Source organism: Lentisphaera profundi (assembly GCF_028728065.1).
GTDB lineage: Bacteria > Verrucomicrobiota > Lentisphaeria > Lentisphaerales > Lentisphaeraceae > Lentisphaera > Lentisphaera profundi.
In genome coordinates this window covers 1,173,283-1,189,952 of the sequence record NZ_CP117811.1, presented here as the reverse complement: position 1 = coordinate 1,189,952, position 16,670 = coordinate 1,173,283, and the positions used below count along the sequence as shown (strand labels likewise).

General features: G+C 39.9%; 9 protein-coding genes. 7 read left to right on the top strand and 2 right to left on the bottom strand.

The annotated features are described in order from the left end of the window. Positions 1 to 7: 7 nt before the first annotated feature. From PQO03_RS04855 to PQO03_RS04825, 7 genes are all read left to right on the top strand, one after another. Entirely contained in the window at positions 8 to 2,659 is a 2,652-nt protein-coding gene (locus PQO03_RS04855) for a hypothetical protein (RefSeq protein WP_274151573.1), read from the top strand. Positions 2,660 to 2,674: 15 nt separating this feature from the next. Beyond that, complete coding sequence (locus tag PQO03_RS04850; RefSeq protein ID WP_274151571.1) at positions 2,675 to 6,607, top strand: 3-keto-alpha-glucoside-1,2-lyase-like domain-containing protein; 3,933 nt, start codon at positions 2,675 to 2,677, stop codon at positions 6,605 to 6,607. Between the two features lie 45 nt (positions 6,608 to 6,652). Next, complete coding sequence (locus PQO03_RS04845; RefSeq protein ID WP_274151568.1) at positions 6,653 to 8,782, top strand: DUF1961 family protein; 2,130 nt, start codon at positions 6,653 to 6,655, stop codon at positions 8,780 to 8,782. A 13-nt stretch (positions 8,783 to 8,795) separates the two neighbouring features. Continuing rightward, positions 8,796 to 9,110, top strand: a complete 315-nt coding sequence (rhaM, locus tag PQO03_RS04840) for an L-rhamnose mutarotase (RefSeq protein ID WP_274151566.1) — start codon at positions 8,796 to 8,798, stop codon at positions 9,108 to 9,110. A 168-nt stretch (positions 9,111 to 9,278) separates the two neighbouring features. After that, positions 9,279 to 11,492: a hypothetical protein gene (locus PQO03_RS04835; protein WP_274151564.1), complete on the top strand. Its 2,214-nt coding sequence runs from the start codon at positions 9,279 to 9,281 to the stop codon at positions 11,490 to 11,492. 52 nt (positions 11,493 to 11,544) lie between these two features. Next, positions 11,545 to 12,558 carry a Gfo/Idh/MocA family protein gene (locus tag PQO03_RS04830; RefSeq protein ID WP_274151562.1) on the top strand — a complete coding sequence of 338 codons (1,014 nt, stop codon included), beginning with the start codon at positions 11,545 to 11,547 and terminating at the stop codon, positions 12,556 to 12,558. A 92-nt stretch (positions 12,559 to 12,650) separates the two neighbouring features. After that, complete coding sequence (locus PQO03_RS04825) at positions 12,651 to 13,805, top strand: Gfo/Idh/MocA family protein (protein WP_274151560.1); 1,155 nt, start codon at positions 12,651 to 12,653, stop codon at positions 13,803 to 13,805. Between the two features lie 356 nt (positions 13,806 to 14,161). On the opposite strand, the gene PQO03_RS04820 is transcribed toward PQO03_RS04825, so the two are convergent. Further along, positions 14,162 to 14,938, bottom strand: coding sequence for a type II secretion system protein (locus PQO03_RS04820; RefSeq protein WP_274151558.1), 777 nt, complete (start codon positions 14,936 to 14,938; stop codon positions 14,162 to 14,164). Positions 14,939 to 16,071: 1,133 nt separating this feature from the next. Beyond that, a complete protein-coding gene (locus PQO03_RS04815; protein WP_274151556.1) occupies positions 16,072 to 16,665 on the bottom strand; it encodes an RNA polymerase sigma factor in 594 nt (197 codons plus the stop codon). Positions 16,666 to 16,670 lie beyond the last annotated feature (5 nt).

The following is a 16,670-nucleotide window of genomic DNA, read 5'->3' as shown; positions in this document are numbered from 1 at the left end:
TAAATTAATGAAAAAAACACTCACAACACTAGCAGTTACTGCCCTTACTTTTTGCTCTTACGCCGAAAGTGATAAGTATCTCGATAATTTTTACGGACCAGAAATACAGCTTTTCGGTACAGCAGATACATCTCAGCAATTAGGGAATGACTTAAAACAGCGTTTGACTGCACCGGAATATTTTAAAAATGCCTATAAGCGTGAGCACCATCAAGCTTTCTCTCATGATTTCAGTGATAAAAAAGTTGGTGATTTAAGTATTGTCTACACACCTTCTAAAGCCAAGTCGGCATCTCAATTCGGATTCATGACCAATTTATGGGGATTATACAGTAAGCTTGATGAGAGTTTCAGTATAAAAATCCATTTAAAAACTGAACACCTGGCTGATACTCAGAGGAATTGGAAAGTTCAAATTATCGATTCAAAAGGCAATACGGCAAAGAGTCTTCTCAAAGAAGTGAATACGAAAGGCGAATGGAAAGAATTTATCCTTCCATTGAAAGACTTTAATAAAAGTAAAGACTTTGATCTAACCACGATCAAACTTTGCATGTTCCAAGCTCCCAAATTTGCGAATAAGGCAAGAATTAAATTCGATTTTGCCCGCTTTGACAACGGAGAAAAAGTCATTGGTATCAGTGATAAAACCATTACACAGATTAGGGCTGAACAAAAAGTTACAAAGCAAGTTCGTATCAACAGAGCCTTTGAAGCATCGGCAAAAAAAGCCCATCATCCGATGGTCAGTGCATTTGCCATGTTGTACCTCAATAAAGATTTAACTAAAGCTAATAAGTTAGTACGTGAAAGTTTAATTGGATGGGGAAAAACAAATCCCTGGGGCTTATGGGAAACACAAGTTATCTGTCGTACCTACTTATTGTATTCAAATCGTTGCGGTAAATTCAAGGGTCGTCTCGAAGCAGAGACCGAAAAGTTACTACTTAAAACGCTTTGGGATAGAACCGCACTTAAAAACGATATTCACTGGGCTCGACAAAGTACTTGGTGGATGGATGGCAGCGAAAATCACGACCTCAGTGCCAAAGCCAATAACTTAGTGAGCTCACGCATTTTCATGAATGAGCCAGAATACAAAGATAAAATCTACCCTGATTATGGCTTTGGCGGCGGCTATCACTACGGACGTTCCGGATACTATGGGAAAGGCATTGATGCTGAATCACGTCATGGTGGCGGTAGAGCCGACCTTAGTGACGGAAAAAAATACACGGCTAAAGATCATTACATAGCCTGGACTAAATTTTTGAAAGAGTACTTTCGTGAGCGTGCTAAACATGGCTTCTTTATGGAAAGACACTCCTATACATACAGTAAACATACCATGAATATGGTAGACCTGATTTACGCTTATGGTGGCGATGAAAAACTAAGTGACTTAGTTGGCGATTTTATGACTCTTTATTGGGCTGACTGGGTTCAGGCGGGAGCCGCAGGAATTACTGGTGGACCCAAGACACGCTTTCACAAACTTGCGGTAGGATCTAACTGTAATAGAGGTATGCTTGAGTTTTTACTTGGTGGACCTGCCAATACGGGAATCTGGAACTACTGGAATAACATCAATGATTATGAACTGCCGGAAGTGGTACAATTAATGGCACTTGACCGCGAAGGCATGAAAAATTTTGTCTATCAATCACGTGGTATTGGTGAAGAGGTAGGTACACAACCAAGGCCCCTAGGTTTGGAACGCACCACTGCCATCAATCCCAATTCACGATTTCTAAAATATGTCTATGTGACACCATTGTATACACTGGGCACACAGATGGATCACCCACAAGCCATTCACTCACATTTAAGTAAGGCCGGACGCTGGCACGGCATGACGGTAACAGCAGACAATAACGCAAAAATTGTCCCTGTCTCTTTCCCAACCGAAGCTGATTTTCGAGGTAAAACTGACCCAGTCTCACTGGAAGTCATGAATCGAAGCCTGCAATCCAAAAACACTCTCATTGTTCAGCGCAGTAGAGGCTACACTGCAATCCATCCGGACTGGTACCCCCAATACAAGCAAAGAACTGAAATGGGCGTTTATTTAGGTAAATCCTGGGATGAAAAAATTGAACAAGATGGTTGGATATTTTTAAGAAAAGGAGATGTCTACGCCGCTGTTAAAGTGGTCTTGCGTGATAAAAATTTTGAAGACGAAAAAAAGAAAAAGAAAACAAAAGGGACTCAAGTACTTTTTCACGGACCTAAAGATGACCCCACAGTAAAAATGCTGGATAAGCCCTACAGCTGGATACGAAATGATGAATACATTAAGTTTAATGATCGCTTTTCACCTGTCATTATTCAAGCTGGTGATAAAAAACAGTTTGTCAGCTTTTCAAATTTCATGAAGAAAGTATCGCAATCGAATTGTCAACTCTACAAGACGGTAGTTCCCACCTTCAACATTCTTACTTTCACGCCTCCCGATGAGGCTGCACCTGAGATGGAATTTAATGCGGCAAATACGGCTATCCCCATGCTTGACGGCAAAGCCATCAACTATGAATACCCCATGACCTTCGAAAGTCCCTATATCAAATCAAAATACGGCAGTGGAATCATTGATATCCAGTACGACGGCAAAAAGCTCGAACTCGATTTCAATGAATCATTTTGGAATAAATTATTTTAATTAAAGGAAGTATAAATGAAACAAACAATCACTAGTTTAATGTTACTAATAGCCTGTACATTTAATCTATTTGCACAGGAACAAGTAAAAGTTAGCACAGCCGATCGCGGCGATGGCAAAGCCGGTCTTGGTGCAGATCTTTGGCTGAGTGAAGAGCAGCCCACTAAACACACAGGTCGATATCATCCTAAAATGGTAATGGTAAGAACTAATCCAAAATCAAATAATCCGGGTATCTTGCGCTTCGACTTATCATTAATTGATAAGAGTAAGGTTTCGGAATGTATACTTAAACTCTATTTCATAGGAAATAATAGCAATACCATAACTGTCTATGCACTTAAGGATAATCCAAATAATGACGAATTCTTTAATGAAACAGATGTAAATTGGAATACTTTTGCGGGTTTAAAAAAAGTTGATAATGATTATACAAGTACTCACTGGGATCCTCATAAAGTCATTAAACTTGGAACTTTCACCAACCCCAAGAAACGCGATCAATGGATTAGCTTCAGCTCTGAGGCTCTCAGTCAATTAATCAAAAACGATAGCAATAATACTGTAGTTATCATGCTACAGGGTGGTCCTAACTCAAGTGGTTACACAACAAAAGAAAGTGATGCAGACAAAGCTCCACAGCTCATCCTCCATGGCACCAAAACGAATGCTTTAAAAGTAACGACCTCATCCCCCCTGCTTGGTAAAGACATCGATATACCTCAACTTATCAAAGCTAAATGCGCGTCCTGTCACGGACCTGATCTCAAAGGCCTTGGTGGCGTGTTTCCGAACTTATGGGAATCGGATTTAGTTAAAAAGAAAAATGTAGACGGCATCGTAAAATTTGTTATCGCGGGCAGTGGGCCGGATTCCAAATCACTCGCCCAAATGCCTCCTCGAGGAGGCGCCTTGGATTTAACTGACGAACAGATTAAAAAGATAGCTATCTACCTAACGACTAACAAAGCGCCAAAGGATAAGATCGTAAAAGTACCAGAAGGTATGGGAGTTCTTCACAACAACTACGGTCCAGTTGTTGGTGCAACGATTGATCTAGGAGAAGATTTACAAGGCACCAAGCATATTGTTAGCAGATCACATATCGTTCCCTTAGGAAAAAATCGCAAAAATGGAATCGTCTTCGATAGCGACACGATGAGCTATGGCTCTATTTGGTTGGCAGGAAAATCCCCAAGTGTAGCCATTAAAGGCCTTCCTTTTAAGCATGGTCATATGCCAAGTTTAAATAAACACCATCAACACTTACTTAAATCAGGGTCACGAAATGGTTGGAGTTACGAAGGCAATTTGACCGACCCACGTGAACAAAAGTATGAAACTTATCCCGCAATGGGCCCCTTACCTAAACATTGGGCTCACTTCAAGGGTTATTATCTCTACGATGAAAAAGTTATTTTCAAGTACACAGTAGGTGATGCTGTGGTTTACGATAGCCCAGGTTTTATCGTCGGAGTCAATAAAGATGCGATAACAAGAACCTTAAATATAAGCGGTGCCAAAGCTGAAAAAATCATTTTAGCTGACGCTGAAAATGCCAAAATTGAAGATGGTGTAGTTAGTTTTATTACTAAAGGCAATTCAGAACCGACATTTATAGAACTATCTGTAAAATCAGAACAAGCAAATTTTGGTATAGATAATAACATTGTCTATTTAAACATACCTGAAGGTGATTCTAAATTAAAATTGATCTTTTGGGCTGGTAAGAAAGATTTAAACCTTTCATTCAAAGCTTTAGCTGGAAAAGCCGAGGATTTACTGGCATTCACTCATGGAGGAAACATTCAATGGCCTAAAAAATTCAAAACAGCGGGTCAACTATCGAAAGACTCTCAATCAGCCTATGTTCTCGACCGCATCACTCTCCCTTATGATAATGAGTATGAAGGAAGAATGAGAATCGGCGCCTTCGATTTTTTCGCCGACGGCACACGTGCTGCACTATCTACCTGGGATGGCGACGTATGGATAGTTAGTGGTATCGATAAAGATCTAAAGAATTTAACTTGGAAGCGCTATGCAACAGGACTTCACGAGCCACTGGGTGTAAAGATCGTCGACGATGTTATCTATACGGTAGGAGATGATCAAATCACTCGTTTTCACGATTTGAACAATGACGGCGAAGCCGATTTCTACGAAAACTTTAACAATGATTGGGATCTGACCGAGGCCTTTCATGCCTTCTGTTTTGACTTACAGACTGGACCAAAAGGCAACTTTTTTTTCAGTTTCGGAAGTCCTGTGAATCCTGGTGGACATGGCTTTCAAAGAATTGGCCGTCATCATGGTACCATTATGAAGGTTAGTCCAAATGGACAAAAGATGAGTATTTACGCTTCAGGTTTTCGCGCTCCCAATGGCATTGGCATAGCAGCAAACGGTCAAGTTACCTGTGGAGATAACGAGGGAAGTTTTGTTTCCGCTAGTCCCATCCACTGGGTAGAACCCGACAAGTTCCACGGCGTAGTAGATACTTACCGTGGCACCCAAAAACTCAAGACCGAGCCTATTGCACGTTATTTTCTTCCCATGCGCCCGAAAAGGTGGGCTGAAAAAATCAAAGCTGAGGGTGGCAATATCGAAGAGATGGTTGACCACAGTGAAATGCCTAAACCACTGGCATGGCTCAGCAAAAAAAGACAAGTAGACAATTCTGGCGGTGGTCAGGTTTGGACAGGTGAAAATTGGGGGCCTTTATCAGGTGAACTCCTGCATCTTTCATATGGACAAAGCAAAGTCTACCTTGTTTTCAAAGAAAGAAAAAATGGACTTATGCAAGGTGGAGTCGTAAACCTTCCTTTCAAGCTCACCAGTAGTGCTATGCGAGCCCGTGTTAACTCTAAAGATGGACAAGTCTATTTGTCCGGTTTAAATGGTTGGCAGTCGAATGCTAATAAAGACGGTGGCTTCGACCGTATCCGTTACACCGGTAAAAAGCTCTACATGGCAATAGGCTTAAAATCAGCAGAAGGTGCGCTAGACATAAGTTTTAGTCAAAAATTAGATAAAGCTTTCGCTCAAGATATTGCTAATTTTTCTATCAAAGCCTGGAATATTAAATGGAGCCAAGATTACGGATCACCAGAAATGCCACAGAAAGGTTTTCAAGTTAAGAAAGCTGAACTCTTGAAGGATGGTAAAACTGTTCGTTTGAGTATTCCTGATTTAAGGCCTGTTCACATGATGGAAATCCAATACAATATCAAAGCTGCAGATGGCCATATCATTACCGGCAAGATCGATAACACGCTCCATTCTATCAAGTCAGAAAATCTAGATAATCGTCTAAGTGATGCTGAAAATAAAGATGGCTGGGAGCTACTTTTCGACGGTAAGACAACAAAGAATTGGCATAACTGGAAAACGAAAAAGCCCCTCAAAGAAGACAAATGGGCCGTTGAAGATGGGACATTGCTCCTTAAGGAAAAAGGTCATGACATCTATACAAGTCAAGCTTATGAAAATTACGAATTGGTTCTGGAATGGAAAACGACGGGCAATAGTGGTATTTTCCTAAGAGTTAATCCAGCACTCGAAGGCCCCATTTGGAAAGTTGCTCCAGAAATGCAAATTGAAAATACTCCTGGGAATAAGAATAAATCAGCAGCTGGTTTATTTAATCTCTATAACATTGAAGGGGAGAAAGTACTGCACGTAAATGACTGGAACCATGTTCGCATCCGCATGCAAGATGGTAAGGCAAAACATTGGTTCAATGGCAAAAAAGTATATGAGTATGAAATCGGTTCTGCGGACTGGAACAAGCGCGTGGCAAAAAGCAAATTCAAAGATTCAAAAGCTTATGGCCAAACGGTAAAGGGACATATCGGCTTACAGGATCATGGCGCCGTGGTTGCTTTTAAAAATATAAAGATTAAAGAATTGAAGCGACGTATAAGTCAAACCCTACGCGCCAAATAGGAACAACTATTCATTCGTAAAAAAAATAATTTAGAAGGATAAATAATGAAACTTATTTTTAAAACATGTTTGATATTTTTTTGCCTTACAATAGCTATTGCCGCCAAGCAAAAAATTGAGCTAAAAGTAGGCTTGATTGGAGACTCAACTGTAGCCACAACTTATGGTTGGGGCCCTGCCTTCGCCAAACAAGTCAATAAAAATGTTACCGTACTCAACTACGCAAAAAATGGCGCGACCCTCGACTCACTTTCCAGGCGTTTAGACGACCTTCTTGCAAAAAAACCAGATTACGTACTGGTTCAGTTTGGTCATAACGACATGAAAGTCTGCGATGCGAAAGCCTACGCTCAAAAACTCAAAAATTATGTACTGCGAATCAAGAAGGCCGGCTCAAAAGCTATTATTTTAAGTTCTGTAACTCGTCGTAATTTTGATGAGGATGGCAAAATTTTACCAAGAATATTCAATGATAACAAAAGTCGTATTTTACCGGATTTTGCGCTCAGCGCAAAAGCTGTGGCTGAAGAGCAAAAGCTTCCCTTTTTAGACCTCAATACAATTAGCATTGCCCATCACAATCAAATCGGAGAAAAGGAAAGTCAGACATACAATTTTGAACCGACAGACACCACCCACTTTAGCCCAAAGGGCGCCCTGGTCATTGCCTCTATCATCATAAAAGAATTAGAGTCCGTTGCACCGGATTTATTTTTTTACCTCCATAATGGCAATAATCCAATCAAAGTATTTCTACTCGCCGGGCAATCAAACATGGTGGGACAAGTTTACGGGGGTGGCTTAAATGCCCCCTACAATCAGGCTAATTCAAAAGTTAAGACTTGGGACTACAGGCGAAACAAATGGGTGGCTTTAGCTCCTGCCTATCGAATTGGCCCAGAAATCGGCTTTGGGCATGCCATTACCAAAGTCTTACCGGATGACGATATTCGCCTAGTCAAATATGCAGCAAATGGCACTAACCTTTATAAGAAGTGGGCTCCGTCTACAGGAAGACAATATATCAACTTTATGAAAGCGAGCTATGGCGCTCTAGCTGATCTCGAAAATAAAAAAATACCCTATGAGATAACGGGGATGCTTTGGCTTCAGGGAGAAAGCGATGGAAAGGAACAAAAGGGAGCTGAATATAAAAAGAATCTTTCTAATTTTATAAAGGATATACGTCTAAGGTTCAATTCTCCCAATATGCCTTTTATCATAGCCCGAGTGCGCAATTTTTACGGCAAGGGCAAAGAAGCCCAATTGGTTCGCAAAGCCCAAGCAGATTTAGCCCAAGAAATGGCCTCTGTTGCCTGTTTTGATACAGATGATTTAAATCCACTTATAAACGGCGGCCACTACAATTTAGAAAACACTATTACAATCGGCCAGAGATTTGCGCAAAATTTTGATTTAATTAGCAAGGAAATAAACATGAGTCATGAACAAGACAAAAACGCATTCGACACCGCAATAAATCAAAACTGGAAAGAGGTTTTTAATGACCCTTGTACAGAAAACTGGCAAGAGAAGTGGTTTCTCGATGGTAAAATTGCCGCCGTTACCAATCGTGCCAATGGCATGCTGCTCGCTGCTGGTCCACAATTCTTAAACGATGACCACCACATGGTTTTATGGACTAAGGAAGAATTTACTGGAGATCTAAAAATTGAATTTGATTACACTCGTACTGATTTCGCAACCCGTTGTGTAAATATTATTTATATACAAGCTACAGGATCAGGCAAGGCACCCTACTTAAAGGATATAACAGAGTGGAATAGCTTACGCACAACCCCTGCAATGAAAATGTACTTTGATCATATGAACACCTACCATATTAGTTTTGCTGCATTTAATAACACTGATGATTTAAATGAAGATTACATAAGAGCAAGACGTTACATTCCAAATAGTGAAGGCCTAGAAAACACAGATCTTGAGCCAGACTATTTCAATACAGGATTATTTAAACCAGGAGAAAAACATCACTTCACGATCATTAAAAAAGATCAACAACTGTTTATGAAGATCTCTAATAATCACCAAAGTGCTTACTTCCATTGGAATAACACCAAAGCGCCTGGAATTGAATCTGGTAGAATTGGTCTACGTCACATGTTCACTCGTTCCGCCATCTACAAAGATTTTAAAATTAGCGTACCACAATAAAGGAGTAAATAAGATGCAAAGAGTAGCCTTTAAAATGCAGTTGAAACCTGGTTTCGAGAATGAATACAAAAAACGCCATGACGATATCTGGCCAGAACTCAGTCACGCTTTGAACCATGCGGGAATATCTGATTACTCCATATTCTTAGATGAAGAAAGCTTAACTCTCTTTGCTGTACAAAAATTAAGTGCAGACAATAGTGCAGCAGAACTTCCACAAACAGAGATTGTGAAAAAATGGTGGGATTACATGGCTGATATCATGGAAACAAATCCTGACAATTCACCCGTGTGCATAGAACTCAAAGAAATGTTTTTTCATGAATAAGCCCCTCCAAACAACCACTATCACGTTTTAATGAAACAATTAAATACAACAAAAGAGTTACAACTGAATAATTTATTATTTTCAAGAAATGACCAAAGTAATAATATTTTTAATTTTTTGAAGTATTCATGGACTTTCTCTTATTAATTTCAAACGGATCAATGATCAATGAACAAAACAACAAATAATAAAAAGCTCATTCTTATAATTCTTCTGGCCTTTTATGTATTATCGTATGCCGGGCTGAGATTAGGTAAAATGCTTGTTTATCGAGTAAGCTGGAATAACAAGATTAATTACGAAACAAAAACTCACGACACATCTGTTTCGTCAAGAGACATTTCATCTTGGAATGATGAAGCTCCTTTAAATAACTCTATGTTCACATTTGTTTTCAAACCATTGATAGCGCTTGAACTTGCTGTAAGACCAAAACCAAAACCCTTAGCCAATTACACTCCTAAACAACTATCTGCCATAATAGATACCCATAAAGCCTCACTAAGCTTACGTCAAAAAGCACGAGAGAAAGTCCTTACTAAAAAGACCTCTTGGCCCGGCGGAGCTTGGGGTGACACCATGTGGGAACTCTGTGCTCTCTACCAAAACGAAAAAATCGACCTAGCTAATCAACGCTTATTAGATCGTAGTCAAAATTTCACTGAAACGATTAGCAATCTGAACTCAGAAAAAGGCTTTGTTTTTCTTCCTGAAAATTACGGAAAGTATTCCCCTTGGGCATATTTTGCCATCACTGATTATGTTCGAATCCTCTCTCTCTTTAATTCTAAAAGCACTCACTTCCCAGGTCGCTTAAAACCCGCAACAGAAAAGGCTATGAAAGAGGCACTTTGGTTAGTGGTAAAAGAAATGAGCCGAGTAAAGGATGCTTCCTTAGATAATCTACTTGTGCTCTATGGCACTGAAAATCATGACCTAACCCTTCGCCCAGTATATTATCTAGTAGCCGGCCTACTAAAAAACGACCCCGAATTTAAAGAACGAAAATATAACGATGGGTACACTGCACTCGAACATTACGATGCCTACAATCGCTTTTTCCAAGAATGGCCTGTGCAACGCATTAAAAGTGGTCTCTGGTTTGAAGTTGGTTCAGACACCTATCAAAAGTATTCTTGGCCATCCCTGTTTAATATGCAAGATCTCTCACTGGATCCACTCGTTCGTAAACGCTTTGGCATGCTCATGGATATAGCCTTTATCGAAGAATCTCAAATTTCCGTTAATGGTCGTCGTGGGGGTGGTCGCAGCCGAGCGGGATACGGAAAAAACAGTTTCGAAACGTATAAAAATCTTCTCTATGCTCCTGAAGGCCTATATGCTGGATCTAGTCATTCGAAAGTAATCGAAACCAGTAGCTACCAACTGCCAGCAGCGGCAATCTTATTACGCAAAACTGAATTGCCGGCGCCTGAACCCTTTGTTATTGAAAATCGCATTCTTGGTGAATTAAAATCACTCAAAAAAGATAATTTCACAGCTTACACGAGTGATTCTGCTTTGATTAATTATGCTTATCGCACCGCTCATTTTATTATGGGGTGTACATTGCAAAACCCAGCCTTAAGCATGACATCTCCTGATAGTGGTAAAGCCATAAAAAAATATAGTGGCATTAGCCGTCAAAACCGTTGGTATGGAATTTTATTCGATGATCCCGACGCCCGCCAGGCTCTGATTCCGTCCTTAAGTAAGCGTTCCGACGATGAAATCTGTGCTATCTTTCCCGAGATAGAAATACCGAAGGGAGGGCGTCCGCAACACCCTCACTGGAGCTTTCAACACGAAAATGTACTATTTATTCAACGCATTGATGATCAGCCTAAAGGCATGGGCTCCTACCACACCAATACAGTAAGCATGCGCTTCCATGGAAAAAAACTAAAAAAAATCGAGCGAGATGGCTGGATCTTCGCAAGTAATGGAAAGGCTTATGCGGCCGTTAAATTTATTAATGGTGGCTATACTTGGGACGAAAGTGGTGAACTGGCCAGTCCTCTTAGTGGGCCAGGCATCGCTAGCAGTACACGCTACTTAATACAGAGTGGTGATAAAGATAGTCACGATTCATTCGAGGCCTTTCAAACGGTAGTCTTAGCCAATCCATTGACCATCGAAAATGATCGTATCGTCTATCAATCCAGTCCTAATAGCGATCTACTGGAATGCTTTCTTTACGATCCTCATGCACACAAGGACTTTAAACTTCCAAAGATCAATGGTCAGGTCATTAACTTACGTCCTTCTTGGACCTTTAAGAGTCCCTACCTCAATAATAAATTTGAAGATGATCAAGTCAAAGTAAGCATTGGCCCCATTCATCAAACTTACGACTTTAGAAAGGCCCAAATCACGCATTGAATAAAGATGATATACCATAACTTCGAAAACAAGCTTAAAAGAGAATACTAAAATGAAACTAGCAATAATTGGCAACTGGGGTCACCACGTTCATGTACTCCAGGAAACAGATGAAATGAAAGACCTCGAAGTTGTGGCAATTGCTCCTGGTTTTGAGGGTGAAGACCTGAGTACTATGACGAGCCAATATAGCAAAGCTAGAGTATATGATGATCACCTTAAAATGCTCGAGCAAGAAAAACCCGACGTCGTTACAATCAGTACACGTTTAGATAGAATCACTCAGCTCGCCATCGATGCCTCCAAGGCAAATTGTCACAGTATTTGTGAAAAACCCCTAGCTCTGGAACATAATGATCTTCTACAGCTTTGGGAAACTATCATTAAAAATCGTACCCAATGTATTGCCATGCTTCCAAACCGCAACCACCCTGTATTAGCCTTTGCCAAGCAGCAAATTGAGGCTGGTAGAATTGGTGATGTAAGCTTGTTAAATGCTAGGAAATCCTATAAATTTGGCCATAGTCGCGATGAGTGGTTGTGTAAACGTTCAAGCTATGGTGGCACCATCCCGTGGATCGGAATCCACGCATTAGATTTTATTAATTCTGTGTCCGACTCACCTTGTTCAAGTCTTTCCGCCATGCATGCAAATTTAGCTCATCCTCAATTCCCAGAGATAGAGGATTCTTGTACCCTATCAATCAAGTTTAAAAACGGAACTCTCGCAACGGCTAGCGTTGACTACTTACGTCCATTATCAGCAGACGGTCACGGTGACGACTGGATTCGCATTGTCGGAACTTCAGGAATTATCGAGGCCTCAATGGACCGTGGAGAATGTACTATTATCGACTCATCAGGTCATAGTAAAATCACAAGTTTTGATGACAAATCGCCCTATTACCCACCCCTAATGAGAACATTCCCAAAATCCGGAACTGGAGAAATCACAGCAGAAACTCGACGTAGTTTTCATCTTAGCCATTTAGGACTATCTGCTCGGGATGCTGCAGATACTGAGGAAAAAATGATAATAGATAAGGCTCCATGGGACAAAACATAAGGGCTTTAAGAAGGCTTGTACGGGACTTAAAAAACTAAAATTTTTCGACCTAAGACGAATAACTAATTTAATAAAGAACAAAGGATTTACAGATGTTGAAAATTGCAATAATAGGTGTTTCTGGGTACGGTAAAATCATTTATGATCTTTGCAAAAACTCAGAAAAAACAAAAGATGTAAAAGTAACTGCGGCAGTTATTAGAACCCCATCTAAATGCCCGGATGTTTATGAGGAAATCATAGAATCTGGTGGACAAGTTTTTTCAGATGCCGAATCAATGTTTTCATCCATGAAAGGTCAACTTGATTTAGTCTGCATCCCAACCGGGATAGAAACACACGCCTCATTAAGTATAGCCGCTATGGAAGCGGGAGCCCATGTAATGGTCGAAAAACCAGCTGCCGGCACAGTCGAAGAAGTAGATACTATGATGGAAGCCTCCAAGAGAACTGGTAAAATTGTAGCCGTTGGCTTTCAGGATATTTACCGAAACGATATACAGGAAATCAAAAAGAAACTCCTCACCAAGGAATGGGGTGAGGTTAAATCAGTCTCTGTACTTGGAAGCTGGCCACGTCCAAAAATGTATTATAGAAGGAACAATTGGGCTGGTCGCCTAAAGTCCGGTGATTCAATGATTTTTGACTCTCCTGCCAATAATGCTCTTGCTCATTATATGAACCTCGGTTTATATCTTGTAGGTGAAAACTTTAAAAGTAGCGCCAGTATTGCCACCATTGACGCCGAGTCTTTCAGGGCATACCAAATAGAGACATTCGACACACTTATTTGTCGTGCAAAAACCAATAGTGGAATTCAATTTCACTACACTGTAACACATGCCAGCGCCGAGAACTTTGAGCCCATAGTCAGTATAAAAACAGATAAATATAAAATAGTTTTGGCATGTGATTCTAATAAGGTCTACGATCTTGAAAATAATCTCATTACTGAACTAGAACATAATGACACGTGGACTGGAAGAAATAATATTATTCCTGCAGTAGTGGATAAAATTAATGGACACAATTCATTTATTTGTGATCTCTCCATAGCTCGCTCACACACTTTATTCATAAATCGTCTTCACTCACAGAATAGTTCTAGGGAATTTTCTCCTGAGCTCGTATACGAGACTGTGATTGAAAACAATGAACACTTAGTTGTAAAAGGTTTGTTACCTGCTTTAAAAGAAGCTTCATCTAAAGGTGCTTTATTTAGTGAAATAGGCTATAAATTCAATTAATATATCTGTGCATGTCAGTAAATATTTGAAGGGGGATTTTAAGATTAATTCCCCTTACGATTGTAATATCATCCTATTTTAAAACAACTCATTTCAATTAGCTTAAATTAAGAAATGAGTTGAACAATGATTTACCTCAACTCCTCACCCAAGTAAGCGATTTCTTTTTGTAAGGCCGCCATGACTCGCTTCTTGTAGACATACACAGAGTTTTGTGAAAGACCTTATTCAAGAGGAGATTTCCATGCAGTCTTAATGATGTTACCCGCTGTATTGGGCTCGTCAAAGGCATCATGCCCAGTCGTTTTTCTTTAGCGCATGAGTCCATAGCGATAAAACCTTAACAAGTCTTTCAGCTAATCTATTTCCACGGGCAGATAAACTGCTACTGTACCGTAACTCTGATTATTCATTGCTCGTAGCCGAGCCATTCTTGGGTCATGAGCAGATGTTGGTGCTCCAGGGGCCATAATATTGTTTACTCGCTTGACTGATCCATCCTCATAGAGAAAATTACGATCTAATGTACCGCGAGCAACGTAACTCTTATAGAAAACTGATTTATCAGCCCCAGCAACTTCCTCACTGGACATGCCTCCAGCATTATCAGGGTGCGAACTTGCCCAAAGACCATCACCTCCGGGGATATATAGATCATTATCGGCAAGTAAAACACTGAATGAATTATCTATGCCTTCAAAGCCCCAACTAATACGATCCCCCACCTTTAAAAGAGCCGTGTTGCGATAACCATTACCACTGATCAACTGTTGGCCGTAGTACATTTCGTATGCTCCCGCAAGCTTGCCACTAGCGCTTTCCGGATTCCAACTTTTAGGCTGATTCAAGGGACAAAATAAGCTTTTGATTGATATATAGTCGACCAACAGAGATCTTCCCTTGGAGCTCGGTTCCAGATTGTCAAGACGGGCCATCGTGCGTTGAGGCCAGTAATCATTGTTATCATTCGTGTAAGAGTATAGAGCTAAACCGTTTTGGCGCATATTCTGTGCACAAACTGCCAATCGAGCTTTATATCTAGACTTCTTCAAATTCGGTAGTAAAAGGGAAGCAAGAATGCCAATGATCGCAATCACAACTAAAAGTTCTATCAACGTGAATTTTTGTTTCATTTATTTATATTCCTTTAAGCTTCATTGAGTGAAAGATTTGATGATTCTTCAATACTTAATTTGCAGTCAAAAAAAACCTGCCGTGCTTTTTTTATTTTTTTTTGAGTTTCATTAAAATAAGGCTATGCACTTAATTCTTAATACCTGTATTATCGTCAGCTGACAAAATCTTACAGCAAAATTTAATTTTAATTTCGCTTTACCCTCTTAGACATTTATTTTGGGCTCTTTTTCACCCAAATAACTCAACTTGGACTTATTTTACATGATCAAATTTTTCCTGTAAAATATACAAGGAATAAATGGGCTATTCACTGCAGCTCAATCATTTTGTTGACTATCAACAAGGTTCAAGACACACTTGGATAAACCTGTAAGAGCGGTGTTTCATTAAACATTGAAACCTTTCTTAAGTTTATTTTTTCATTTAAAAAAGTCAGATCAGTGCAAAACCACTTAATTCAGCTCTTTGAAATACTTGTCCCAGGCATCATCTCCGGCATCGAAATCACCGGGTTCAATGCTTACACTGCCATCGAAGCAATAAACATATCATTAGGTGATAAATGCCTTTATTTAATGAGGTCAAATAAGTTTAAGCTCTTAGATATTCAATCATTAGTGCATCCAAGGCAGGAATTGATAAACTCAAACATTTTGTACTTATAAGTGGATTAGGAAGACGCGACAACAACAGCGTCTCTATCAAGGATAGATTGAATGTAGTTCATGAATGGCAGGATATTGTTATTCACTTAAGCTTCCTCTAATGCATTGAAGTATATCTGCCTTTCCTCATGCTTAATGATCAACCAAGGCAGCTTTTCTTTACAAAGGAAGTAATTCATTACGAAGCGTGATGATAGACCGGGGACTGATAGACCGGGGACAGGTTAAATTTTGAAAGGGAAAACTCTGTAAAAACTTGCTAGTAAAAATTAGTGCATATAGGTTCTTTTAGGTATAAAAATCTAGAAGGAGAAATAAAATGGCACGGAAAGCAAGGATTAAACTCACAGTTGGTTCCTATTACCACGTAACAAACCGCGTTGCAGGTTTTAAAGAAGATCGTCCCTTTGGCGATATCGAATTAAGCAAAGCTTAAGTTAAAAGCAGGAATATAAAAGATTTATCTACCTTAATGGCTCATCGAGGTAGGCGATTTCTTTTTGCAGAGCCGCCATGACTCGCTTCTTGTAGACATACACCGAGTTTTGTGAAAGGCCGAGTTCGATGGCTACCTGCTCACCTTTTTCACCGGAGGCCAATTTTTGAAAAGCCAGTAAAACTTTTTCTTCAAATTTAGAAGAAATATTAGCCCAAGCAGTCTCTGCCACATGCTTCTCCCATTCCTGCTGACAAATTTGCTCTATTTCCGGTGGCAGTCCTTTTTGTAGTTCTTCGGCTTCAAAATCACTTTCAAAGAAACTCGCTTTTTTATTTTTATGGTAAAAACTATTGGCGGTCCTTTGAGTAATCACACTGAGCCAGGAACGAAAACGGCCCTTTTGAGCTTGGTACTCGAACTCAGGCAGTTTTTTCCAGGCAATCAGCATCACTTCTTGAATGATGTCTTCCCTATCAACTGCCTGAATTTGATTTAAATTCTGTACCACGCGATAAATGTAGGGACGATAAAAAGAAATAAACTCTTCCCAAGCATCATCATTATATTGATCACGAATTTTTATTAAAAGCGTTTGACGTGTATTTTTTGCTTGGCTCATAAGGT

Excerpts from the sequence above, each read along its gene's own strand:
- PQO03_RS04855 (WP_274151573.1), top strand. The coding sequence starts at position 8 with ATGAAAAAAACACTCACAACACTAGCAGTTACTGCCCTTACTTTTTGC.
- PQO03_RS04850 (WP_274151571.1), top strand. The coding sequence starts at position 2,675 with ATGAAACAAACAATCACTAGTTTAATGTTACTAATAGCCTGTACATTT.
- PQO03_RS04845 (WP_274151568.1), top strand. The coding sequence starts at position 6,653 with ATGAAACTTATTTTTAAAACATGTTTGATATTTTTTTGCCTTACAATA.
- rhaM (WP_274151566.1), top strand. The coding sequence starts at position 8,796 with ATGCAAAGAGTAGCCTTTAAAATGCAGTTGAAACCTGGTTTCGAGAAT.
- PQO03_RS04835 (WP_274151564.1), top strand. The coding sequence starts at position 9,279 with ATGAACAAAACAACAAATAATAAAAAGCTCATTCTTATAATTCTTCTG.
- PQO03_RS04830 (WP_274151562.1), top strand. The coding sequence starts at position 11,545 with ATGAAACTAGCAATAATTGGCAACTGGGGTCACCACGTTCATGTACTC.
- PQO03_RS04825 (WP_274151560.1), top strand. The coding sequence starts at position 12,651 with ATGTTGAAAATTGCAATAATAGGTGTTTCTGGGTACGGTAAAATCATT.
- PQO03_RS04820 (WP_274151558.1), bottom strand. The coding sequence starts at position 14,938 with ATGAAACAAAAATTCACGTTGATAGAACTTTTAGTTGTGATTGCGATC.
- PQO03_RS04815 (WP_274151556.1), bottom strand. The coding sequence starts at position 16,665 with ATGAGCCAAGCAAAAAATACACGTCAAACGCTTTTAATAAAAATTCGT.